This window comes from Micromonospora sp. NBC_01655 (genome assembly GCF_026339755.1).
In the GTDB taxonomy this organism is placed as follows: domain Bacteria; phylum Actinomycetota; class Actinomycetes; order Mycobacteriales; family Micromonosporaceae; genus Micromonospora.
The window spans coordinates 5,855,384-5,877,834 of sequence record NZ_JAPEQF010000001.1 but is presented as its reverse complement, the minus strand read 5'-3'; the positions used below and the strand labels follow the sequence as shown (position 1 = coordinate 5,877,834).

Annotated in this window: 18 protein-coding genes; 8 read left to right on the top strand and 10 right to left on the bottom strand. The window is 74.1% G+C overall.

The window, feature by feature from the left end:
- Positions 1-57 precede the first annotated feature (57 nt).
- From OOK41_RS25825 to OOK41_RS25805, 5 genes are all read right to left on the bottom strand, one after another.
- Positions 58-915 carry a spermidine synthase gene (locus OOK41_RS25825; RefSeq protein WP_266267028.1) on the bottom strand — a complete coding sequence of 286 codons (858 nt, stop codon included), beginning with the start codon at positions 913-915 and terminating at the stop codon, positions 58-60.
- On the bottom strand, positions 915-1,868 hold the full coding sequence (locus OOK41_RS25820; RefSeq protein WP_117666997.1) for a hypothetical protein: 954 nt from the start codon (positions 1,866-1,868) through the stop codon (positions 915-917). Before OOK41_RS25820 ends, OOK41_RS25825 begins: the two co-directional genes overlap by 1 nt.
- 50 nt (positions 1,869-1,918) lie before the next feature.
- On the bottom strand, positions 1,919-4,393 hold the full coding sequence (locus OOK41_RS25815) for an SMC family ATPase (RefSeq protein WP_266267027.1): 2,475 nt from the start codon (positions 4,391-4,393) through the stop codon (positions 1,919-1,921).
- Entirely contained in the window at positions 4,393-5,541 is a 1,149-nt protein-coding gene (locus tag OOK41_RS25810; protein ID WP_266267026.1) for an exonuclease SbcCD subunit D, read from the bottom strand. Before OOK41_RS25810 ends, OOK41_RS25815 begins: the two co-directional genes overlap by 1 nt.
- 80 nt (positions 5,542-5,621) lie before the next feature.
- Positions 5,622-7,376 (bottom strand): ATP-binding protein, encoded by a 1,755-nt coding sequence (locus tag OOK41_RS25805; protein ID WP_117666744.1) that lies wholly within the window; start codon positions 7,374-7,376, stop codon positions 5,622-5,624.
- A 357-nt stretch (positions 7,377-7,733) separates the two neighbouring features.
- Here OOK41_RS25805 and OOK41_RS25800 point away from each other — a divergent pair, with 357 nt between their 5' ends.
- A complete protein-coding gene (locus OOK41_RS25800) occupies positions 7,734-9,260 on the top strand; it encodes a M4 family metallopeptidase (protein WP_266267025.1) in 1,527 nt (508 codons plus the stop codon).
- A 160-nt stretch (positions 9,261-9,420) separates the two neighbouring features.
- Here the strand turns inward: OOK41_RS25800 and OOK41_RS25795 are convergent, their stop codons facing one another.
- Positions 9,421-10,197 (bottom strand): pyrimidine reductase family protein, encoded by a 777-nt coding sequence (locus OOK41_RS25795; RefSeq protein ID WP_266267024.1) that lies wholly within the window; start codon positions 10,195-10,197, stop codon positions 9,421-9,423.
- Positions 10,198-10,639: 442 nt separating this feature from the next.
- Here OOK41_RS25795 and OOK41_RS25790 point away from each other — a divergent pair, with 442 nt between their 5' ends.
- From OOK41_RS25790 to OOK41_RS25770, 5 genes are all read left to right on the top strand, one after another.
- On the top strand, positions 10,640-11,953 hold the full coding sequence (locus OOK41_RS25790; RefSeq protein ID WP_266267023.1) for an ABC transporter substrate-binding protein: 1,314 nt from the start codon (positions 10,640-10,642) through the stop codon (positions 11,951-11,953).
- 152 nt (positions 11,954-12,105) lie between these two features.
- Positions 12,106-13,092: a carbohydrate ABC transporter permease gene (locus OOK41_RS25785; RefSeq protein ID WP_266267022.1), complete on the top strand. Its 987-nt coding sequence runs from the start codon at positions 12,106-12,108 to the stop codon at positions 13,090-13,092.
- Positions 13,093-13,105: 13 nt separating this feature from the next.
- A complete protein-coding gene (locus OOK41_RS25780) occupies positions 13,106-14,005 on the top strand; it encodes a carbohydrate ABC transporter permease (RefSeq protein WP_266267021.1) in 900 nt (299 codons plus the stop codon).
- Positions 14,002-15,435, top strand: coding sequence for a GH1 family beta-glucosidase (locus OOK41_RS25775; protein WP_266267020.1), 1,434 nt, complete (start codon positions 14,002-14,004; stop codon positions 15,433-15,435). Before OOK41_RS25780 ends, OOK41_RS25775 begins: the two co-directional genes overlap by 4 nt.
- An 84-nt stretch (positions 15,436-15,519) precedes the next feature.
- Positions 15,520-16,566, top strand: a complete 1,047-nt coding sequence (locus OOK41_RS25770; RefSeq protein WP_266267019.1) for a LacI family DNA-binding transcriptional regulator — start codon at positions 15,520-15,522, stop codon at positions 16,564-16,566.
- A 182-nt stretch (positions 16,567-16,748) separates the two neighbouring features.
- Here OOK41_RS25770 and OOK41_RS25765 read toward each other — a convergent pair whose 3' ends face one another.
- Positions 16,749-17,960 (bottom strand): acyl-CoA dehydrogenase family protein, encoded by a 1,212-nt coding sequence (locus OOK41_RS25765; protein ID WP_266267018.1) that lies wholly within the window; start codon positions 17,958-17,960, stop codon positions 16,749-16,751.
- The gene (locus tag OOK41_RS25760; RefSeq protein ID WP_266267017.1) at positions 17,960-19,120 is read right to left on the bottom strand and encodes a phosphotransferase family protein; all 1,161 of its coding nucleotides are present in this window, start codon (positions 19,118-19,120) and stop codon (positions 17,960-17,962) included. Before OOK41_RS25760 ends, OOK41_RS25765 begins: the two co-directional genes overlap by 1 nt.
- 149 nt (positions 19,121-19,269) lie before the next feature.
- Between OOK41_RS25760 and OOK41_RS25755 the strand changes: the two genes are divergently transcribed.
- A complete protein-coding gene (locus OOK41_RS25755; RefSeq protein WP_117666762.1) occupies positions 19,270-19,977 on the top strand; it encodes an amino acid-binding protein in 708 nt (235 codons plus the stop codon).
- Between the two features lie 252 nt (positions 19,978-20,229).
- Positions 20,230-21,291, top strand: a complete 1,062-nt coding sequence (locus OOK41_RS25750) for a GNAT family N-acetyltransferase (RefSeq protein WP_266267016.1) — start codon at positions 20,230-20,232, stop codon at positions 21,289-21,291.
- Positions 21,292-21,456: 165 nt separating this feature from the next.
- Here OOK41_RS25750 and OOK41_RS25745 read toward each other — a convergent pair whose 3' ends face one another.
- Together OOK41_RS25745 and OOK41_RS25740 are read right to left on the bottom strand one after the other, a co-directional pair.
- Positions 21,457-21,648: a DUF397 domain-containing protein gene (locus tag OOK41_RS25745; RefSeq protein ID WP_266267015.1), complete on the bottom strand. Its 192-nt coding sequence runs from the start codon at positions 21,646-21,648 to the stop codon at positions 21,457-21,459.
- Positions 21,639-22,409: a DUF5753 domain-containing protein gene (locus OOK41_RS25740; RefSeq protein WP_266267014.1), complete on the bottom strand. Its 771-nt coding sequence runs from the start codon at positions 22,407-22,409 to the stop codon at positions 21,639-21,641. Before OOK41_RS25740 ends, OOK41_RS25745 begins: the two co-directional genes overlap by 10 nt.
- Between the last annotated feature and the right edge of the window lie 42 nt (positions 22,410-22,451).

Here is a 22,451-nt window from a genome sequence, read left to right as displayed (position 1 = left end):
ATCAGCCCGCCCCACGGGCATGGCCGCCCGATGGTACGGAGCCACCGCGTCAACGGATCAACGGCGGACGGAGAAGATCCCCGGCGGCGGCGGGGTGGAGTCGGTGGCGTCGGCGTCGCGCACCACGGCGGCCCCGCCGGCGAACCGGTCAAGTTCGTCGCCGGCCAGCACCCGGCCGGGGAACCAGTCCCCGGCCGCCCGGCGGGTCAGCTCCGGCACCGGCGGCTCGACCCGGCCCGCGACCAGCACCAGGTTGCCGTAGCGCCGGCCGCGCAGCACCGCCGCGTCGCCGATCAGGCAGGCCCGGGGCAGCACCGCGCGGACCGTGGCGACCTGGGCGCGGGCGTGCCGCAGCGGCGGGCCGTCGGCGATGTTGGCCAGGTACCAGCCGCCGGGGTGGAGCACCCGGGCCACCTCGGCCGCGTACTCCACGCTGGTCAGGTGCGCCGGGGTGCGGGCGCCCGCGAAGACGTCCGCGACCACCACGTCGTAGCTGCCGTCCCGGGCGGACTCCAGGGTGGCCCGGGCGTCGGCGACCCGCACCTTCAGCCGGGGGTCCGCCGGCCAGGGCAGCTCCCGGCGGACCAGGCCGACCAGGGCGGCGTCCACCTCGGACACCCGCTGGGTCGAGCCGGGCCGGGTGGCCTGCGTGTACCGGGGCAGGGTCAGCGCGCCGCCGCCCAGGTGCAGCACCCGCAGCGGCGCGCCCGGCGGGGCGACCAGGTCGAGGGCGGCGGCCAGCCGCCGGACGTACTCGAACTCCAGGTGGGTGGGGTCGGCGAGGTCCACGTGCGACTGCGGGGCGCCGTCGAGCAGCAGGGTGAACGAGCGCGGCCGGTCCGCGTCCGGGACCAGCGCGGCCTCGCCGGTGTCCACCCGCGCCACGATCCGGTCCGTACCCCGGCGGCGGCCCATCAGTGGCGGGGACCGCGGCCCCGGGCCGCGGCGGTCAGCGCCCGGTGCAGCAGGCGGGCGTCGCCGAGCAGCGCCCGCAGGCGACGCTCCAAACCGGCGATCGGGATCAGGTTCTGCGGGGCCCGTGGGTCCTTGTACGGGGTGGACGCGAACCGGGGGAGGGTGACCAGCGACAGGTCGGCCAGCCCGATCGCCTCGGACTCGGCCAGCTCGGCCGAGCACTCGACCCGCACGATGCCGGCCCACGGCGCGCCGCCGGCCCCCGGCAGTCGCAGGTACCAGGAGTATCCGCCCCAGGCGGTGCCGAGCTTGAACACCGGGGACCGCTGGCCCGCCCGCAGCCCGGTCACCACGGCCGTCAGCCGGGCGTCGAGGTACTGGCTGTGCTGGGTCTTGACGTAGCCGAGCGCCCGGGGCAACTGCCGGCGGCTGCGCAGCGGGCCGTCGACCACCAGCAGGTCCCCGTCGACCCGGGCCGCCCCGGAGACCTCCACCTCCAGCGCGGTCAGCGGCCCCTGCACGGCCGCCTGGAGCTTGTTCAGCTCGCCGGTGCCGCCGACCCGGTGCACCGGGTAGCGCACCGTCCCGGCCCGCACCTCCCGGGCCGACGGGCTGGCCGTGAACAGCCCCCGCCGTACCTGCGTCCCGGCGAGCCGGGCCGCGCCCCGCTCCAGGTCGCAGCGGACCACCCCGGCCGCGTACGAGGCGGCCACGCCGGGGAACGACGCCCCGTCGGCCTCGGCCGTCCAGACGCTGGCGTCGATCCGGCGCACCCCGTCGACCAGCAGCACCACGTCCGGTGCCCGCACCCCGGCCCGGACGTCGATCGCCCGCCAGTCCACCGCCGGCAGCTCCACCTCGGCGTCGACCTGCTGCCTGCTCGGCGTGGCCGGACCGCCGGGGACCGCCTCGAAGGAGGCCCCGTAGCCCGGGTCCCAGACGTCGACGAACAGCTCCGGGGCCGCGACCTGCGGCGCCGGCCCGGCCGGCCCGGTCGGCCCCGTCACAGGCCGGTCCGTTCCACCCGGGCGGAGCGGGCGTCCTTGCGGACCTCGTACCGGACCGGGATGCGCTCGGCGAGGGCCGGCACGTGGGTGACCACCCCGACCATCCGGTCGCCCCGGGCGGCCAGGCTCTCCAGGGTGGCCGCCACCGTGTCCAGGGTGGCCGCGTCCAGGGTGCCGAATCCCTCGTCCAGGACGATCGACTCCAGGCTCGCCGCCGTGGTGGACATCCCGGCGAGCTGCTCCGACAGCGCCAGCGCCAACGCCAGCGACGCCTGGAACGTCTCCCCGCCGGACAGGGTGCGCACCCCGCGCCGCAGCCCCGCGTCGTGGTGGTCGACCACGAAGAACTCGCCCTTGTCGTGCACCAGGTCGTACTGGCCGCCGGACAGCTCGCGCAGGATCCCCGACGCGCCGTCGACCAGCAGGTCGAGCGCCTCGGCCAGCAGCCAGCGCTCGAAGTTGTTGGCCCGCAGGTGCCCCGCGAGGGCCCGGGCCACCCGGGCCTGCTGCTCGTGGCCGGCCCGCTGCTCGCGCAGCCCGGCGGCCTGCTCGCGGCGCTCCACCAGCCGCCGGTGGGCCGCCTCGGCGCGCTCCACCGCGACGGTGGCCGCCCGCACCGGGTCGTCCCCGGCGGCCAGCCCGGCGGCGGCGAAGACCTCGCCGATCCGCTCCTCCACGGCCGCCTCGGCGGCCTCCGCCGCGGCGACCGCCTCGGCCAGCCCCACCCGGTCCGTCCGCCGCCGGAGCGCCTCCGCGTCGGCCCACCCGGTCAGCGTCGCCCAGGCCGTGGCAACGTCGTCGCGGTCGGCGGCCGGCGGGCCGAACCGGGCCAACCCGTCCCGGGTCGCGTCGAACTCCCGCCACGCGGCGCGCAGCCGCTCCTCGGCGGCGTCCAGCGCGGCCCGGGCCCGCCGGGCGGCCTCCCGGCCGGCCCGCACCCCGCCCGCCGCCTCGTCCAGCTCCCGGCGCAGCCGGGCGTGCTCGGCCAGGGCGTGCCGCAGCGCCTCGGGGGCGGCGGCACCGGCGAGCTGGTCGTCCAGCTCCGCCAGCCGGCCCCGGAGCTGGTCGTGCTGCGCCCGGGCGCGTAGCAGCACCCGCTCCAGGTCGCGGGCCGCCACGTCGCGCTCCTGCACCGCCCGCTGCGCCTCCTGGGTCGCCGCCCGGGCCGCCTTCCCGGCGGCGGTGGCCCTGGCCACCGCCGAGCCGGCCGGCACCGCCGGCACCCGGGGCACCACCTGCTCGCAGACCGGGCAGGCCGCCCCGTCGACCAGGTGCGCCCGCAGCGCCACCGCCTGGTCGGTGGCCTTCGCCTCCTCGTGTGCCCGGAACGCCGCCTCCAGGTCGGCCTCGGCCCGCCCGACCGCCGCCCGCGCCGCGGCCAGCGCGGCCACCGCCGTGTCGTGCTCGCCCTGCGCCGCGGTCACCGCCGTGGCCACCGACCCGGCCTCGCCGGCCAGCCGGTCCCGATCGGCGTGCGCCCTGAGCAGCAGCCGCAGCGCGCTCTCGTCGCCCGCGCCGGCCAGCTCCCCGCGCAGCTTCTCCTCGCGCTCCTCGGCCAGCGCCACCCCGGCCGCCGCCTCGTCGGCGCCAACCCGCGCGGCGGACACCGCCCGGGCCACCTCGGCCACCCCGTCGGGTGCCCGCACCGCGCCGAGCCCGGCCAGCTCGGCGTCGAGGGCGGCCAGCGCTGCGTGCGCGTCCCGCGCCGCCGCCCGGGCCCGCTCCCGTTCCGGTACGGCCGCCGCGACCGCCCCGGCCAGTTCCTGCGCCCGGCCGACCTGGGTCTGCGCGTCGGCCAGCGCCGCGTCGTCGACGTCGGCGAGCCCGCCGAGCATCCGGTCGACCGCCTCCAGCCTCGCCTCGGCCTGACCGGCCCGCTCGGTGGCCCGCTTCTGCACGTCCTCGTAGACGCCGAGGCCGAGGAGGTTGACCAGGATCTGCTGCCGGGTCGCCGGCCGGGCGTGCAGGAAATCGGCGAACTGCCCCTGCGGCAGCACCACGCAGCTCGTGAACTGCTCGTACGGCAGCCCGACCGCCTCCAGCACCGCCCGATCCATCTCGGCCGGGGTGCCGGCCACCACCTCGCCGAGGTCCTCCGGGCTGAGCCCGGTGTCCAGCTTGGTCACGTCGAACCCGGCCGGCATGAGCTGCAACCCGGCGTTGGCCGTCTTGACGTTGCCCCGGCCGTCCCGGCGGACCACCCGGGTCGCCACGTAACGGTCCCCGGCCGACTCGAAGACCAGCCGGACCCGGGCCTCGGTGGCGGACGGGGCGAGCGCGTTCGCCAGCCCCCGCGTCCCGCCCCAGCGGGGCACCGTGCCGTACAGGGCGAAGCAGATGGCGTCCAGCACCGTCGACTTGCCGGAGCCCGTCGGCCCGACCAGGGCGAAGAAGTCGGCGTCGGTGAAGTCCACGGTGGTCTCGTCGCGGAAGACGGTGAAGCCCGCCATGTCCAGCCGCATCGGGCGCATCAGCGGTCCACCTCCTCGAACAGCTCGTCGAACAGCTCCCGGACGCCGGAGTCGGCGTGCCCCCGGCTGTCCAGGTAGTCGGCGAACAGCTCGCGGGGCGACCGGCCGGCCCGCTGGGCGGTGCGCGTCCCGCTGCCGGGGACCGGCACCAGCTCCGGGTCGATCCGGATCTCCAGGGCCCGGGGCAGCAGCTCCTGCACCTCCTCGCGCAGCCCGGCCCGGGGCTGCTCCCGGACGAACACCCGCAGCCAGCCCTCCGGCGGGGTGACCTCGGCGAGCTGGGCCAGGGTGCCCCGCACCGTGCGCAGCGGCACGGCCGCCGGGACCGGCACCTCCCGGATGCGCGCCGCGCTCGTCGCCGTCACCTCGACGATGGTGACCGACGGAACGTTCTCCTGCTCGCCGAAGTCCACGGCGAGTGGGCTGCCGCTGTACCGGATCGGGCAGGGGCCGGACACCTGCTGCGAGCGGTGCAGGTGGCCCAGCGCCACGTAGTGCGCGGTGCCCGGGAACACCGTCGCCGGGACGGCGTACCCGAGGACGGTGTGCGCGTCGCGCTCGCCGCCGCCGGTGGCCGCCCCGACCACGGTGAGGTGGGCGGTGACCAGGTGCACCCGGTCCGGCTCGGTGAAGCCCTCGGTCAGCCGGCCGAGCACCCGGCCGAGGTGGTCGGCGTACGTCTGGGTGGCCTCGGCGGCGGTCAGCTCGTACATCTCCACGGCGCGGACGGCGTACCGCTGGGACAGGAACGGCAGCGCGGCCACCCGCCACCGCTCCCCGCCGGCGGTGACCCCGTCGATCACGTGCTCGTCCGGGTTCTCCCGGACCCCGCCGCGCAGGGTGATGCCGGCCGCCTCGGCCCACGGCCGCAGCGCGTCGAGGGCCTGGCCGTTGTCGTGGTTGCCGCCGATGGCCAGCACGTCCGCGCCGGTGCGGCGCAGCGCGGTCAGCGCCCGGGTGACCAGCCGGGTCGCCTCCGGGGTGGGCGCGGCCGTGTCGTAGAGGTCGCCCGCGACGATGACCAGGTCCGGCTGCTCCTGCCGGGCGACGTCGATCACCCCGGCGAGGACCTGCTTGTGCTCCTCGGCCCGGGACTGCCCCTTGAGCACCTTGCCGACGTGCCAGTCCGAGGTGTGCAGGATCTTCACCGTGCGGGCCCTTCGTTCGCGACTGCGGGACTTCCTCGCTTCGCTCGGGCGTTCCTCGCGCTCACGGGTCTCTCGCCCCCTCAGAACGGGATGTCGTCGTCGCTCGTGCCGCCGCCCGAGCCGACCACCACGAACGGGTCGGCCGCCCCGGTGATCGACCGTAGCGTCTCCGAGGGCGCCCGGCCGGCCTCGGAGACCCGGGTGGCCCAGGCCGGGAACGGGAACTCCAGGCAGAGCGGCACCGGGATGTCGGGCTGGTTGACGAACATGGTGCCCGGCTTGGCCAGCAGCGCCCGCTGCCGCTGGGCGGGCGGGAGGAAACCGTACTCCGGGCGGGACGCCTCGGCCGGGTCGAGCCGGCCGACCACCCGGATCGCCGAGTTGGTGACGATCCGCCGCTCCACCTCGCTCGCCGTCTGCTGGGCGCCGACCAGGATCACCCCGAGCGAGCGGCCCCGCTCGGCGATGTCGAGCAGCACCTCCTTGATCGGGGAGGAGCCCTCCCGGGGGGCGTACTTGTTCAGCTCGTCGAGGACGACGAAGAGCAGCGGCTTGGCCGTGCCGGCCTTCTCCTTGCGCTCGAACTCGCTCTTGAGCGTCACGCCGACCACGAAACGCTGCGCCCGGTCGGGCAGGTTGTGCAGGTCGACGACGGTGACCTGGGCGCTCTCGGCGGTGTTGATCGAGTGCGGGCGGCGGGTGGCCAGGTCGCCCCGGATCAGCCGGCCCAGGTCCTTCTTGCTGCCGATCAGCCGCCGGGCGAACGCGTTGACCGTGCCCAGGCCGACCGCGCTGCCCGCCCAGTCGCCCCGGGTCTCGTCGTCGTTGAGCTGCTCCACGATGTGGTCGACCAGATCCGTGTACGAGCCGAGCCGGACCCCGTCGACGCTCACCCCGCCGTCGGCGGGCTGGGCGTAGCGGGCCAGGTGGGCGGCGACCGAGTGGACCACCATCGTGTACTGCTGGCGTTCGTCGTCGGCGTCGGCGAAGACGTACGGCAAAAGGCGGTCGGCGCAGAACTCGCTCAGCGTCCAGTAGAAACTGTCCACCCCGGTCAGTCGGCTGCTCACGTCCGGCGTTCCGGAGGAGTCGCCGACCCGGGGCGGGGCGTACACCCGCACGTCGGGGAAGGCGCCGGCGTCCAGCCCGAGCTTCGCGTAGCCGGCCCGGGTGGCGTCGTCGAGGCGGGTGTTGGGGTGGTCGAGGAACAGCAGGTCCTCGCCCTTGACGTTGAAGATCAGCGCCTTGGCGTTGACCGCGTCCCCACCGAGCACCCCGGAGCGGAAGACCGAGTAGAGCAGGAAGGTGGCGAAGCTGGTCTTGGTGGCCACCCCGGAGATGCCGGAGATGGAGACGTGCGCGCCCCGGCTGCCGTCGAGGAAGTCGGCGTTGAGGTAGACCGGCACCCCGTCGCGGCCCATCCCCATCGGGACCCGCCGCTCCATCCGGTCGAAGTGCAGCGCCCGGGCCCGGGCGTCGCCCTCGGCCCGGTGCACCACCGCGCCCGGGGTCGGCGGGACGTAGAGCTCCGGGTCGACCCGGGTGGTGGTGATCTCGGCCGCTTCCTGCACCATCGCCGGCAGGGTGCCGTCGGCGATGGCGAAGACGTCCGAGTCGAACTGGGCGCCCTCGTGCCGGGCCCGTACCTGGGTCACCACCCCGGCGATGGTCACCGGCTCCCGGTCGGGCAGCTCCCGGCGGGTCACCACCACGTCGTCGAGCTGAAGGTAGCTGCCGGGGGCCACGGCCGTCCAGAACGTCAGCGGGGTGGCGTCGGCGGTGCCGAGCACCCGGCCGACCCCCTCGCCGGGGCCGTCGAACTGGTCGTCGGTCATCCACGGGCTCCGGTCAGCTGGTCTCGGTCACGGCACACGTGAGCATCCTGCCCGAGGGATGTGACACGTTGCCACGCGACGCGGCGGACGCCACCCGCCGGGCCGGAGCGCGGTCGCGCAGCGCGTCCGACCAAACACGCCCGGTTGCGAAAATCTTGGCCGGGGGGCGTGACAGGTGGGGGTGGGGCGGGGCGAGAATAGGCACGACACCCATCGACGATCTTCCAACCATCGATGCGATCGGGTGTCCCGGCGGCTCGTGACCTGTGCGCCGCCGGTCGGCCCGCCGGCCACCGCCGCCGGGTCGTCGCCGGTCGGCACCCCCCGACCGGCCGTCCGAGGGAAGGCAGGAACCCCATGCGTCGTACCACCGTCCTGGGCGGGCTGGCCACGGCCGCGCTGCTGGCCGCCGCCGCCCTGCCGGGCGTGGCCGCCGCCGCGCCCGCCGCCGACGCGTTCACCCGCGCCGTCGCCCAGCTCAAGGCACACTCCGGCAGCACCCTGGTCGACGACGGGCAGAGTTTCACGCTCCGCGACGTCGTCACCGACGCGGACGGCGCCCAGCACGTCCGGCTCCACCGCTACGCCGACGGGCTGCCCGTCCTCGGCGGCGACCTGGTGGTCCACCTCGGCAGCGGCAACTCCTGGCGGGGCACCAGCCAGAGCATGACGGCCGCGCCGCGCCGGGGCGCGAAGGCGACCGTCGGCCGGGCCGCCGCCGGCCAGGTCGCGCTCGCCGCCTCCACCGCCACCGCCCGCCGGGTCGCCGGCACCCAACTGGTGTACGACGCCGGCGACACCGGCACCGCCCTCGCCTACGAGGTGGTGGTCGGCGGCATGTACGCCGACGGCACCCCGAGCGAGCTGCACGTGCTCGTCGACGCGAGCACCGGCGCGGTCCGCGACTCCTGGGAGGGCGTGCAGCGCGAGGGCACCGGCAACACCTTCCACTCCGGCACCGTGCCGCTGGGCACCACCGCCGCCGGTGGCACGTACCAGCTCAACGACGGCGCCCGGGGCGGCCACAAGACGTACGACCTGAACGGCGGCACCACCGGCACCGGCGCCCTGGTCAGCAGCGCCACGAACGTCTTCGGCGACGGGACGCTGGCCAACCGGCAGACGGTCGCCGCCGACGCCCACTACGGCGCGGCCGTGACCTGGGACTTCTACAAGAACACCTTCGGCCGCAACGGCATCCGCAACGACGGTGTCGCCGCGTACAGCCGGGTGCACTACAGCTCCAACTACGCCAACGCGTTCTGGAGCGACTCCTGTTTCTGCATGACCTACGGCGACGGCGGCTCCGGCTGGTACCCGCTGACCTCCCTGGACGTCGCCGGGCACGAGATGACCCACGGCGTCACCAGCAACACCGCCGGGCTGGTGTACCGCGGTGAGCCCGGCGGCCTCAACGAGGCCACCAGCGACATCTTCGGGACCCTGGTCGAGTTCTCCGCGGCCAACGGAAACGACCCGGGCGACTACCTGATCGGCGAGAAGCTGCGCAGCACGCCGTTGCGCTACATGGACAAGCCCTCCAGGGACGGCTCGTCGGCCGACTGCTGGTCCAGTTCCCTCCGCTTCCTGGACGTGCACTACTCCTCCGGCGTGGCGAACCACTTCTTCTACCTGCTCGCTGTCGGCAGCGGCGCCTCCGCGTACGGCAACAGTCCGACCTGCAACGGCAGCACCATCACCGGCATCGGCAACGCCAAGGCCGGGGCGATCTGGTACCGCGCGCTGACCACCTACATGACCTCGCGGACCAACTACGCGGGCGCCCGCACCGCCACCCTGTCGGCTGCCGCCGACCTGTACGGCAGCGGCAGCACCGAGTACCAGACGGTCGCCGCCGCCTGGTCGGCCGTGAACGTCAACTGACCCACCGACTGGCCGACGACGCACCACGGGGGCGGCCCGGGCCGCCCCCGTCCGGCTGGCGTTGCCGCCGTTCGTGGCGTCCGGAAGGATTGCCGCTGCCTGTGGCGTCCGGGTGGGGTGCGCCGCCGGCCAGCGGGTGGCCGGGCGTGCGGCCGTGCGACTACCCGGCCGGCCCGGCTCCCGGGGCCGGCGCGTCCCGGGCGTACCGGAGCATCAGCACGCCGTCCGCGGCGGCCAGCACGTGCCGCAGCGGCAGCTCCCGGTGCGGGCTGGGGGCCCCGGCGGTGATCCGCCCCGGGCCCGCGCCGGCGAGCAGCGGCGCGACGGTGAGGCAGACCTCGTCGACCAGGTCGGCGGCGGTGAGCGCGCCGAACAGGTGCGGGCCGCCCTCGCAGAGCAGTTGGCCGAGGCCCCGCCGGCGCAGCTCGGCGAGACCGGTGGCCAGGTCCACCCGGTCGGTCCCGCAGCGCACCAGATCGGCCACCTCGGCCAGGCCGGGGGGCGCCTCGGCGGCGGCATGGGTGAGCACGACCGGTCGCACCGGCGCGTCGGCGAAGGCAGCCTGCGCCGGGTCCAGGTCCAGCGAGCCGGAGACCACGACCAGGGTCGGGTACTCGGCCAGCCCCCGCGCGCGGCGCCAGGCCCGGCGCGGCCCGCTGAGCCGTACCGCGCCGTAGCCCTCGTGCCGCAGGGTGCCGGCGGCCACCAGCAGGCCGTCGCAGAGCATCCGCAGCAGCCCGAACACCCGCTTGTCCGGCTCGCCGGAGAGCCCGGCGGAGTAGCCGTCCACGGCGACCGCGCCGTCGACGCTGGTCACGAAGTTCACCCGCAGGTGGGGACCGGCGGCCCGGCCGTAGAGGGCGGTCAGCTCCGCGTCGTCCAGCGGTGCCGGGGACGGGGCCGGCCACAGCCGGGAGATCGGGCTACCGGCGCTCATTCGCCGGCCGGACCGGTGACCGGAGGGGTGGGCTCGGGGGTGCGGTGCTGGCAGTCGCACCAGTTCCGGCCCGGACAGTCGTCGTGCCGCCGCTCCCGGCAGGCTCGGCAGATCATGCCGGCAGCCTATGCCGGGGAGGGACGGGACAGCGCACGGCCCGGCGGATCCTCCAACTGAAGGTGAGCGGGCCTGCCCGCCGGAGGACGTCGACGGCCGCCGTGGTGGGAGGTTCGATACACGGCGGTAACGATCTGGGAACGCTCCCAAAGGCTTATTGACACCTCCCGGACTCGCCGGCAATCTCATGGGAGCGCTCCCGCCGTGTGTCGCGGATCTCTCCCCGAGCACACCGGGCGCCCTCCGCGGGCCCGTCCTCGGCGGCGCGCGACTGCACAGCACCCCACCACACGACACAGCCTCACCACTGAAAGAGGGGTCTCGGATGAGCGTCCCAATCCGTCGTCGGCGGCTCGCGGCCATCGCGCTCGCGTCCGTCGCGGTGATCGCCACCGCCTCCGCCTGCGGCGACGACTCGTCGGAAACGAGCAGCAGCGACGGCCCGGTCACGCTGGTCGTCGACGTCTTCGGCGACCAGGGCTTCGGCTACGACGAGCTCTACAAGCAGTACGAAGCGGAGCACCCGAACGTCAAGATCCAGGAGCGCGGCAAGGGCCTCGGCCTCGGTGACTACAACACCCGGCTGACCCAGCAGATCACCGCGGGCTCCGGCGCCGGCGACGTGGTGGCGCTCGAAGAGGGCACGATCGTGCAGTTCTACACCCAGTCCGACAAGTTCGTGAACCTGGCCGACCACGGCGCGAACGACCTCAAGGGCAACTTCCTGCCGTGGAAGTGGGAGCAGGGCACCACCCCGGACGGCAAGGTCCTCGGCCTCGGCACCGACGTCGGCTCGATGGCGCTGTGCTACCGCAGCGACCTGTTCAAGGCCGCCGGCCTGCCGACCGACCGAGAGCAGGTCGCCGCCCTCTGGCCGACCTGGGACGAGTTCATCGCCACCGGCCAGAAGTTCGCCGCCGCCGACAAGAAGCACAAGTTCGTCGACTCGGCGACCAACTTCTACAACGTCGTGCTGATGCAGATCGCCGGCTCCGGCTCCGGCCACACCTACTACGACAAGAGCAACAAGCTGGTCATCGGCGAGAACGCGGACATCAGGACCGCGTACGACCTGACCACCAAGATGATCTCCGCCGGCCTGTCGAACAACCTCCAGTCGTTCTCGAACGAGTGGAACGCCGGCTTCAAGAACGGCACCTTCGCCACCATCGCCTGCCCCGCCTGGATGACCGGTGTCATCAAGGGCCAGGCCGGTGACGCGGCGGCCGGCAAGTGGGACGTCGCCAAGGCCCCCGGCAACGGCGGCAACTGGGGCGGCTCCTTCCTGGCCGTGCCGAAGTCCAGCAAGCACGCCAAGGAGGCCGCCGAGCTGGCGAAGTTCCTGAGCAGCGCCAAGGGCCAGACCGAGGCGTTCAAGAAGGTGGGCAACCTGCCCTCGTCGCCGCAGGCCCTGGCCGACCCGGCCGTGGCCGACTCGACCAACGAGTACTTCAGCAAGGCCCCGGTCGGCAAGATCTTCGCTGCCGGCGCGACCGACCTGAAGCCGGTCTACCTCGGCCCGAAGAACAACGCGGTCCGCACGGCCGTGGAGAACACCCTGCGCGCCGTCGAGCAGGGCAAGTCCGCCGCCGAGCAGTGGCAGTCGGCGTTGAAGAACGGCGCCGCCGCCGGTAAGTGACCGGCCGAACCGACCACGGGTGGCGCCGACAGTGCGACTGTCGGCGCCGCCCGCGGTGCCCGGTAAGCCCCGGCGCCGCCCGCGCGGCCGGCCGGTAAGCCCCCGGCGCCGCCCGCGCGACGGGTCGCGCCGACCGACGAGAAGGACCGTCGATGAGCCTGGACCTTGACACCGCAGCGCCCCCCGGCGGGGGCGGTGACCGCGCCCGCCCGGCCCGCGCCGCGCACCGCCGCCCGGCCTCCCTCACCCGGCTGGACCTGAAGTACTCCCCGTACCTGTACGTCCTGCCGTTCTTCGCGATCTTCGCAGTCTTCAGCGCGTACCCGATCGGCTACACCGTCTGGATCGCGCTCACCGACCGGTCGCCGCTGAACGCCACGATCAGCTTCGTCGGCCTGGACAACTTCGTCGAGCTGTTGACCGATGACCCGCAGTTCTGGAACGCGGTGGTCAACACGTTCGGCATGTTCGTGCTCTCCACCGTGCCGCAGCTCCTGCTGGCGCTGGTGCTGGCCAACGCGCTGAACCGGAAGCTGCGCGCGCAGACCTTCTTCCGGATGGCCATCGCGATGCCGATCATCACCTCCACCGCCGTGGTGGCGCTGATCTTCTCGATGATCTACGCGAAGGACTTCGGCCTGGTCAACTGGCTGCTCGACCTGGTCGGCCTCGGCCCGATCGACTGGCGGGCCAACCGCCTCGCCTCCTGGTTCGCCATCTCGACCATGGTCGACTGGCGCTGGGTCGGCTACAACGCCCTGATCTACCTGGCCGCCATGCAGTCGATCAGCAAGGACATGTACGAGGCCGCGGCGCTGGACGGCGCGTCCCACCGCCGCCAGTTCTGGTCGATCACCATCCCGCAGCTCCGCCCGACGATCATCTTCACGCTGATCATCTCGACCATCGGCGGGTTGCAGCTCTTCACCGAGCCGCTGCTGTTCACCAGCGGTTCCGGGGGCATCTCCGGCGGCTCCGAGGGGCAGTTCCAGACCATCACCATGTACCTGCTCGACGTGATGAACACCCGGTTCCGCTGGGGGTACGCCGGCGCCGTGGCGCTCGTGCTGTTCCTGCTCATCGCGCTGGTGTCGCTGGTGAACTACCTGCTCGCCCGCCGCATCAGTTCCGACAAGTGAGGGTTGCGCCCAGATGACGACCACGACGCTCCGCCCACCCGTACGCCCGGCCGCGAAGGCGCCGCGCGACGCCCACCAGGCCGACCGGCTCTGGAAGGCCACCCCGCTGACCTGGGTCGGGCTGGTCCTCGGCGTGATCCTCTCCCTGTTCCCGTTCTACTGGATGATCGTCATCGCGTCCCGCACGAACGACGCCGCCAACTCCTGGCCGCCACCGTTCCTGCCCGGCGGCAAGCTCGGCGAGAACATCCAGCGGGTGCTGGAGAACGGCGACGCCAACATCGTCAAGGGGCTGATGAACTCGTTCCTGGTCTCCGGGACGATCACCATCGCCACGGTCTTCTTCGGCTCCCTGGCCGGGTTCGCGTTCGCCAAGCTGCGCTTCCGCGGCAAGAACGCGATGCTGCTGGTCATCCTCGCCTCGATGATGGTGCCGATCCAGCTCGGCGTGCTGCCGCTGTACATCCTGATGGCCGAGCTCGACTGGCTGAACACCATGCCGTCGGTCACCGTGCCGTTCCTCATCGGCGGCTTCGGCATCTTCATGATGCGCCAGTACGCTGAGCAGGCCGTCCCCAACGAGCTGATCGAGGCGGCCCGGGTGGACGGCTGCTCCACCTGGCGCGTCTACTGGCACGTCGTCGTCCCCGCGCTGCGGCCGGCGGCGGCGGTGCTCGGCCTGCTCACCTTCATGGAGCAGTGGAACCAGTTCTTCTGGCCGTTCGTGGTGCTCGCCGACCCGGCCAACCCGACCGTGCAGATCTCGCTGCGCAGCCTCAACACGGCGTACTTCGCCGACAACTCGCAGATCTTCGCGGGCACGTTGATCGCGACGCTTCCGCTGTTCATCGTGTTCGTCCTGTTCGGCCGCCAGATCATCGGCGGGATCATGGAAGGTGCCGTCAAGTCGTGACCGAGCCGACCCGCCCGCCCGCCGTCGGCGTCCTCGACCAGGGGCCCGCGCGGCCCTTCCCGCCCGGCTTCCTGTGGGGGGCCGCCACCGCCGCGTACCAGATCGAGGGGGCCGCCGCCGAGGGCGGACGCGCCCCGTCGATCTGGGACACCTTCAGCCACACCCAGGGGCGGACCGTCGCCGGGCACACCGGCGACGTGGCCTGCGACCACTACCACCGGATGCCCGACGACGTGCGACTGATGGCCGACCTCGGCCTGAGCTCGTACCGGTTCTCGGTGTCCTGGCCCCGGGTGCAGCCCGGCGGCTCGGGGGCGGCCAACCCCGAGGGGCTGGACTTCTACCGGCGGCTGGTCGACGAGCTGCTGGGCCACGGCATCGAGCCCTGGCTGACCCTCTACCACTGGGACCTGCCCCAGCCGCTGGAGGACGCCGGCGGCTGGCCGGCCCGGGACACCGCGGCCCGGTTCGCCGACTACGCGCGGCTCGTCGCGGACGCGCTCGGCGACCGGGTGCGCTACTGGACCACGCTCAACGAGCCGTGGTGCTCGGCGTTCCTCGGGTACGGCTCGGGCGCGCACGCGCCCGGGCGCACCGACGGGGCGGACGCGGTCCGGGCCGGGCACCACCTGATGCTCGGGCACGGGCTGGCCGTCCGGGCGCTGCGGGCGGCCCGCCCCGACGCCCAGCTCGGCATCACGGTGAACCTCTACCCGGTCGACCCCGCCAGCGAGGCGCCCGCCGACGTGGACGCGGCCCGGCGGATCGACGGGTTGGCCAACCGGTTCTTCCTCGACCCGGTGCTGCGCGGGTCGTACCCGGACGACCTCCGGGGGGACCTGGCGCCGGTCACCGACTTCGGGCACGTGCGCGACGGCGACCTGGAGATCATCTCGACCCCGCTCGACCTGGTCGGGATCAACTACTACAGCCGGCACGTGGTGGCCGCCCCGGTCGAGGGGGAGCAGCCGCAGGACTACTGGCGGGCGTCGACCTGCTGGCCGGGCAGCGAGGACGTCCGGTTCGTCACCCGGGGGATCCCGGTGACCGACATGGACTGGGAGATCGACGCCCCCGGGCTGGTCGAGACCCTGGAGCGGGTGTACCGCGAGTACACCGACCTGCCGCTCTACGTGACCGAGAACGGTTCGGCGTTCGTCGACGCGGTGGTCGACGGTCAGGTGGACGACGTCGACCGGTTGGCCTACTTCGACTCCCACCTGCGGGCGGCCCACGCCGCGATCGATTCCGGGGTGCCCCTACGGGGCTACTTCGCCTGGTCGCTGTTGGATAATTTCGAGTGGGCCTGGGGGTACACCAAGCGCTTCGGCATGGTGTACGTGGACTACGACAGCCAGGCCCGCATCCCCAAGTCCAGCGCCAGGTGGTACGCCGAGGTGATCCGACGCAACGGTCTGGCCGCACAATAGGCGGGGCCAGCCAGTGACGGGCGGACCCGGCGCCCACCCCCGACGCGGGGGCGCGCCGGGCCGCCCGATGTCGGAGGAGCAGACATGACAACGCAGCGCACGCGGTCGCTCGGGCGTCCGACCCTGGACGCGGTCGCCGCCCGCGCCGGCGTCGGGCGTGGCACGGTCTCCCGGGTGGTGAACGGCTCGCCCCAGGTGAGCCCCGAGGCGCGGGCTGCGGTGCAGCAGGCCATCGCGGAACTGGGGTACGTGCCGAACCGGGCGGCCCGGGCGCTGGTCACGCAGCGGACCGACTCGGTGGCGCTGGTCGTCTCCGAGTCCGGGGACCGGGTCTTCACCGAGCCCTTCTTCGCCGGAATCGTCCGGGGGGTCAGCTCCGGGCTGCTGGAGACGCCCCTACAGCTCTGGCTGGCGATGGTGCAGTCCCCGATCGAGCGGGAGCGGGTCGAGCACCACCTGACCAACCAGCACGTCGACGGCGTGCTGCTGCTCTCCCTGCACGACGCCGACCCGCTGCCCACCCTGCTGGAGGAGCGCGGCCTGCCGACCGTGCTCGGCGGCCGGCCGGCCCGGATGCTGCAACCGGGCGCGCAGCCGGCGCACTACGTCGACGTGGACAACGTCGGCGGCGCCCGGCATGCGGTGGAGTACCTCTTCGCCCGTGGGCGGCGGCGGGTCGCCACCATCGCCGGCACCCAGGACATGGGCGCCGGCCTGGCCCGGTTGACCGGCTACCGGGAGGCGGTCCAGGCCACCGGGGCCGGGCTCAACCCCGACCTGATCTCGTACGGCGACTTCAGCGAGGGCAGCGGGGCGGCCTGCATGCGCCGGCTGCTGGAGGTCTGCCCGGACCTCGACGCGGTCTTCGTCGCCTCCGACCTGATGGCCTTCGGCGCGCTGCGGACGCTGCGGGCGGCCGGGCGGCGGGTGCCGGAGGACGTGGCGGTCGTCGGCTTCGACGACGCGCCGGTGGCCCGGCAGGCCGACCCGCCGCTGACCACGGTCTTCCAGCCGGTCGAGGAGATGGGCCGGCAGATGGCCCACCTGCTGGTCGCCCGCATCCGGGGCGAGGATCTCCAGGCCAACCACATCCTCCTCGACACCCACATGGTCCGCCGCGCCTCGGCCTGACCGCCCCCCGCCCCGCCACCCCCTCGCCACCTCTCGCCACCCCCCCTCGCCACCTCTCGGCGTCGATCATGGAGCGATGGTGCCCGGTGTGCCCCGTCATGCCCCTTTCGTGGGGCGCCGCAAGTCCATGATCGACGCCGAGGGGTGGGGCGGGGGAGGGGGCGGGGGAGGGGGAGGGGGGTTCAGGGCCAGCGGCGGAGTTCGCGTTTGGCCAGGGAGGAGCGGTGGACCTCGTCGGGGCCGTCGGCCAGCCGCAGGGTGCGGGCCTGGGCCCAGAGGGCGGCGAGCGGGGTGTCCTGGCTGACGCCCGCGCCGCCGTACCCCTGGATGGCCTTGTCGATCACCCACTCCGCCATCGCCGGGGTGACGATCTTGATGGCCTGGATCTCGGTGTGCGCGCCCCTGTTGCCGACGGTGTCCATCAGCCAGGCGGTCTTGAGCACCAGCAGCCGGGCCTGCTCGATGCGGACCCGCGACTCGGCGATCCACTCCCGGACCACGCCCTGCTCGGCCAGCGGCCGGCCGAACGCGATCCGCTGGTTGGCCCGGCGGCACAGCAGCTCCAGGGCCCGTTCGGCCATCCCGATCAGCCGCATGCAGTGGTGGATTCGCCCCGGGCCGAGCCGGGCCTGGGCGATGGCGAAGCCGGCGCCCTCGGCCCCGACCAGGTTCTCCGCCGGCACCCGGACGCCGGTGAAGTCGATCTCCGCGTGCCCGCCGTGCGACGCGTCGCTGTAGCCGAACACCGTCATCCCGCGCCGCACGGTCACCCCCGGGGTGTCCCGGGGCACCAGGATCATGCTCTGCTGGCGGTGCCGGTCGGCGTCGGGGTCGGTCTTGCCCATCACGACGAAGATCTCGCAGCGCGGGTCCATCGCTCCGGACGACCACCACTTGCGGCCGTCGACCACGTACTCCGCGCCGTCGCGGGTGATCCGGGTGGCGATGTTGGTGGCGTCGGAGGAGGCCACCTCCGGCTCGGTCATGCAGAACGCCGAGCGGATCTCGCCGTCGAGCAGCGGCTTCAGCCAGCGCGCCCGCTGCGCCTCGGAGCCGAACTCCGCCAGCAGTTCCATGTTGCCGGTGTCCGGGGCGGCGCAGTTGACCGCCTCCGGGGCCAGGTGCGGGCTGCGTCCGGTCAGCTCCGCCAGCGGCGCGTACTGGAGGTTGGTCAGCCCGGCGCCGTAGCGGGGGTCCGGGAGGAAGAGGTTCCACAGGTCGCGTCGGCGTGCCTCGGCCTTCAGCTCCGCCAGCACGGGCGACCGCGACCACGGGTCGCCGGCCGCCGCGACCTGCGCGGCGTGCACCGCCTCGGCCGGATACACGCACTCGTCGAGGAACGCGGTCAGCCGGGCGCGCAGCTTCTCGGTGCGGGCGTCGAACTGGAAGTCCATCAATTCTCCCTGACTGCGCGCAGCCCGTGCTCGACCAGCGGCGCCACCAGCTCGCCGATCCGGTCGAAGCCCCCGCCGAGCGTCTGCCCGAGGGTGTGCCGGTAGTGGATACCCTCGCAGATCACCGCGAGCTTGAAACAGCCCAGGGCGACGTGCCAGTGCAGCGGGCCGACGTCGACGTCGCTGCGGCCGGCGTACCGGTCGATCAGCTCGGCCCCCGCGGGGAAGCCGGCGCGCGGGCCGAGCCCGTCGGCGACCGGATTGTCGACGGCCGCGTCGCTGTCGCCGAGCACGGTCCAGTACGTCAGCAGGAGCCCGAGGTCGGCCAGCGGGTCGCCGAGGGTGGCCATCTCCCAGTCCAGCACGGCCCGCACCGACACCGGGCCGGGGTGCGGGCCGGCCGGTCCCGCGGCGTCGGGGGTGCCGGTCGCGGCTGCGGCGGAGTGCGTGCCGGCCCCGGTCGGGCCGGCCGCGACGGTGGCGAGCAGATTGTCCAGCCGGTAGTCGCCGTGCACGATCCGGCCCGCGTTCGCGCCCTCGGGGACGGAGCGGGCGAGCGCGTCGCGCAGCTCGTCGACGCCCGGCAGCGGACGGCTGCGGGACTGGTCGAGCTGGCCGGCCCAGCGCCGGACCTGCCGACCCAGGAAGCCCTCGGGGCGGCCGAAGTCGGCCAGCCCGACCGCGGCGGGCTCGACCGCGTGCAGGGCGGCCAGGGTGTCCATCATCGCCGTCGCCAGGTCGCGCCGCTGGCCGTCGGTCAGCGGATCGGTCTGCGACCGGCTGCGGAACACCTCGCCGTCGACCTTCTTCATCAGGTAGAAGGGCGCGCCGATCACGTCGGTGTCGGGGCAGAACAGCAGCGCCTCGGGGACCGGCACGGCGGTCGGGGCCAGCGCGGAGATGATCCGGTGCTCCCGGGCCATGTCGTGCGCGGTGGCCAGCACGTGCCCGAGCGGGGGCCGGCGCAGCACCACCTCGTGCCCGCCGGAGCGGAGCAGATAGGTCAGGTTGGACTTGCCGCCGGCGATCAGCCGGGCCCGCAACGGCGCGGCGGCCAGCTCGGGGCGCCGCGCGGCCAGGTAACCGGCGAGCCGGTCGAGGTCCAGCCCTCTCGGGGCACCGGCAGCGCTGCCCGCGTCGGCGACGGCCGGATCGGTCATCCGAATAGTTGATGGCACCTCAGCCTTCTTGTCAAGGCGGGATTTTCCCCGGGGACATGCCACGGCAACAGGGGCGAAATGGTCAACCGGCAGGCTGGGCCCCAGCCTGCCGGCCGCCCCGTGCCGGCCCGCCGAGCGGAGGGACGACCATGTTGCTGAGAGTTCGGGTGACCCTGCCGGACCGTCCCGGCACCCTCGGCCAGGTGGCCCGCACACTCGGCGTCTCCGGTGCCGACATCGTCCAGGTCGTCGTCCTGGAACGGCTCGGCGGGCGGGCGGTCGACGACTTCACCGTGGTCTGGCCGGGGGTCGCCCGGGTGGAGCGGCTGCTGGCCGGCCTGGCCGCCATCCCCGGGGTCCGGGTCGACGGCGTCTGGCGGGCGATCGGCGCGCCGACCACCACCGGGCAGGACGCGGAGCTGCTGGCCCAGGTCGCCGGCAACCCGGCCGACGGGCCGGCCACGCTGGTCGACGCCGTGCCCGGGCTGCTCGCCGCGGACTGGGCGGTGGCCGCGGTGGTCCCGCTGGACTGGGCGTCGCGCACCGGCTCCGGCAGTGGCGACGCCACCGTGGCGCACGCGAGCTGGCGGGCGCCCGGCCCGCCCGCGCTGCCGGAGGTCACCCCGCTGCGGGCCCGCGCGCTGACCAGCACCGACGGCACCCACTACGCGATCGCGCCGTTCGGTCGGGCCGGCCTGGTGCTCGTGGTGGCCCGGGACCAGACCGAGATGCTGACCCCCGCCGCGTTCCACTCCACCGAGGTGGACCGCCTCGCCCAGTTGGTCCGGGCCAGCGCGGTGATCCTCGGCGACCGGCTGGACCTGGTGGGTGCCCCGCCGGTGGTGGCCGGCGGTTGAGCGACCGGGCCCCGATGCGGGGCCCGTCGGCCGGTCCGGGTCCCGACGCGGGACGCGGACCGGCGGAAACAGTACGGACCCGGCCGATGCGGCCGGGTCCGTACTGCGCCTGCGCCGGTGGCCGGCCCGCACTCGTGGCGCCGGTCACGGCCTGTGGCGCGGGTCATGCCGGCGGTTCCCAGGCCGTCACCGCCGGGCAACGGCCCGGCAACAGCGGCCCGGCATCGTCGTGGGCGGGGAAGGGAGACAACCATGGCGCTGTGGCGGATCCGAGCCACCGTGGACGACCGGCCGGGTTACCTGTCGGTGCTCACGGCGAGCCTCGCGTTGCGCGGGGTCAACATCCTCACCGTGCAGGTGCACACGACCGAGGTGGGCGCGGTCGACGACTTTCTCGTCGACGCGCCCGACTCGCTCGACGAGGCGGAGCCGGTCGCGGCCGTGGAACGGGGCCGTGGGCGGGACTGCTGGGTGGCCCGCAGCGAGGCGCGCGGCCTGGCCGACCAGCCCACCCGGGTGCTCGGCCTGGCCACCCGGCTGGTCCGGGATCCGGGGGCGACGGGGGAGGCGCTGCGCACCCTGCTCGGCGCCGACGAGGTCACCTGGCGACCCACCCCGGTCGGCGGCGGCGTCACCGGCACCACGATGGCGCTGCCCGACCCGACCGGCGGGTCGTACGAGCTGAACCGGGCCGCGCCGACCTTCACCCCGGCCGAGTACGCCCGGGCGCAGGCGCTCGCCGAACTCGCGGCGACCGTGGCCCACCGGACCGCCGGCCAGGTCACCCTGGTGCTGCCCGACGGCGCCGAGCTGGTCGTCCGGCCGGCGAGCGCCGACGACCTGGCCGGCGTCCTGGAGCTGCACCAGCGGTGCTCGGCTCGGACCCGGCAGCGCCGGTACCTCAGCGGGGCGGCGCTGCCCACGCCGGCCCGGTTGCGCCGGCTGCTGGAGCCGATCCAGGGCCTAACCCTCGTCGTGACCACGATCGGCTCCGGCGGGGCGGCGGAGCCGGTCGTCGCGTTGGCGAACCTGCTCGCCGAGGGGGACGAGGCCGAGGTGGCACTGCTGGTCCGCGACGACTGGCAGCGGCGGGGACTCGGCTCGGCCCTGCTGCGCCGGCTGGTGGGCCACGCCGAGCGGGCCGGCCTCGCGGCCCTGCAACTGCACGTCCAGGCGGAGAACGCGCCGATGCTGCGCACGCTGGCCCGGCTCGCCCGGCCGACGACGAAGGAACGCGACGGTTCGCTGGTCACCGTCACGCTGCCGCTCGCCGCCGCCGCGGTGCCGCCGGTGGTGCCCCTCCAGCGCCGCTGACCGGCCTCGCCCACGCGGTCAGCGAGCGGACCGTCAGGCGCTACGTGCCCCACGTCTGCGCCTACTAGCGCCTTGGGTCTGCGGTGCGTCCCATAGCGAGCGCGCTGGTTTTACCCACGAATCAGGCCCCCGGTGCGAACCGAGGGCCTGCGGGTTGGACGGGGGTCAGCCGGCGCTCTTCGCCAGCTCGACGAAGCCGCGCCACGCGGCCGGCGCGAAGGCCAACGTCCCGCCGTCGCGGCTCTTCGTGTCCCGCACGAGGACGACGCCGGGCAGATTGTCGGCGACCTCGACGCAGTTGCCACCGTTGTTGCCGCTCTTGGTGCTCTTGCGCCACCGCGCGCCGGTCATGTCCATGATGCTGCCACTTCCCTGATGAGATCCAGTGACGCCGCCCGAGGCAGCGCTTCGCCTACTATGCGCGCCCACCGCCGCTCAAGCGTAGCAATGTCGGCCTGCTCGGCGATGATCTGCGCTTGCACCTGCCCGTCCACGTGTGACACCCGCGCCCCGTCGGGCATCTCGGCCAGGATGAAGGGGCCGCCCATCCCGGGGTACACGGGGGTACCCGCCGGCACCACCTGCACCTGCACGCAGGGTAGTTCGGCGCACGCCGCGAGGTGTTCGCACTGCTCGCGCATCAGCGCGTGACCGTTCCGTGTAGCCGGCCGCCGTAGGGCAGTTTCGTCGACCACCGCGACGACCATCGGTGGTCGAAGCCTGTGCAAGATCGCTTGCCGGCCGACTCGCGCCGCCACCAATTCATCGATCTCGCTAGGGCTCAGCGTCTCTCCCGCGAGGGTCGCTCGCGCGTATGCCTCGGTCTGTAGCAACCCCGGCACCCACGCCAACTCAAATCCGCGCAGTGCGACCGCCTCGCGCTCGATCTCGACCCAGGGGCGGAACCATGGCGGTTCGCGGCGCTTCAGCACGGCCGGCCAAAGGTCTTCTACGTCCCGCCCGACGATTCCGGCGATCTGTGAACGTCGGCGAGGTCGAGGGATGCGCCCCGGACTGATCCACCTCTGAGCCGTTTTCGGATCTACGCCTACCTGACCTGCGAGACTTTCTGCGGTTTCGCCGGCCTGTGCCATTGCCGCGATGAGTCGATGGTTCATGTCGTCTCCTCCTTGGACGTCCCGAGTGTCCCGGAGGCACAA

Bases quoted from the DNA above. Each gene is read 5' to 3' on its own strand.
- OOK41_RS25825 (WP_266267028.1), bottom strand. From the start codon at position 915: ATGGGCCGCCGCCGGGGTACGGACCGGATCGTGGCGCGGGTGGACACC.
- OOK41_RS25815 (WP_266267027.1), bottom strand. From the start codon at position 4,393: ATGCGCCCGATGCGGCTGGACATGGCGGGCTTCACCGTCTTCCGCGAC.
- OOK41_RS25805 (WP_117666744.1), bottom strand. From the start codon at position 7,376: ATGACCGACGACCAGTTCGACGGCCCCGGCGAGGGGGTCGGCCGGGTG.
- OOK41_RS25800 (WP_266267025.1), top strand. From the start codon at position 7,734: ATGCGTCGTACCACCGTCCTGGGCGGGCTGGCCACGGCCGCGCTGCTG.
- OOK41_RS25795 (WP_266267024.1), bottom strand. From the start codon at position 10,197: ATGAGCGCCGGTAGCCCGATCTCCCGGCTGTGGCCGGCCCCGTCCCCG.
- OOK41_RS25790 (WP_266267023.1), top strand. From the start codon at position 10,640: ATGAGCGTCCCAATCCGTCGTCGGCGGCTCGCGGCCATCGCGCTCGCG.
- OOK41_RS25785 (WP_266267022.1), top strand. From the start codon at position 12,106: ATGAGCCTGGACCTTGACACCGCAGCGCCCCCCGGCGGGGGCGGTGAC.
- OOK41_RS25780 (WP_266267021.1), top strand. From the start codon at position 13,106: ATGACGACCACGACGCTCCGCCCACCCGTACGCCCGGCCGCGAAGGCG.
- OOK41_RS25770 (WP_266267019.1), top strand. From the start codon at position 15,520: ATGACAACGCAGCGCACGCGGTCGCTCGGGCGTCCGACCCTGGACGCG.
- OOK41_RS25765 (WP_266267018.1), bottom strand. From the start codon at position 17,960: ATGGACTTCCAGTTCGACGCCCGCACCGAGAAGCTGCGCGCCCGGCTG.
- OOK41_RS25760 (WP_266267017.1), bottom strand. From the start codon at position 19,120: ATGACCGATCCGGCCGTCGCCGACGCGGGCAGCGCTGCCGGTGCCCCG.
- OOK41_RS25755 (WP_117666762.1), top strand. From the start codon at position 19,270: ATGTTGCTGAGAGTTCGGGTGACCCTGCCGGACCGTCCCGGCACCCTC.
- OOK41_RS25750 (WP_266267016.1), top strand. From the start codon at position 20,230: ATGGCGCTGTGGCGGATCCGAGCCACCGTGGACGACCGGCCGGGTTAC.
- OOK41_RS25745 (WP_266267015.1), bottom strand. From the start codon at position 21,648: ATGGACATGACCGGCGCGCGGTGGCGCAAGAGCACCAAGAGCGGCAAC.
- OOK41_RS25740 (WP_266267014.1), bottom strand. From the start codon at position 22,409: ATGAACCATCGACTCATCGCGGCAATGGCACAGGCCGGCGAAACCGCA.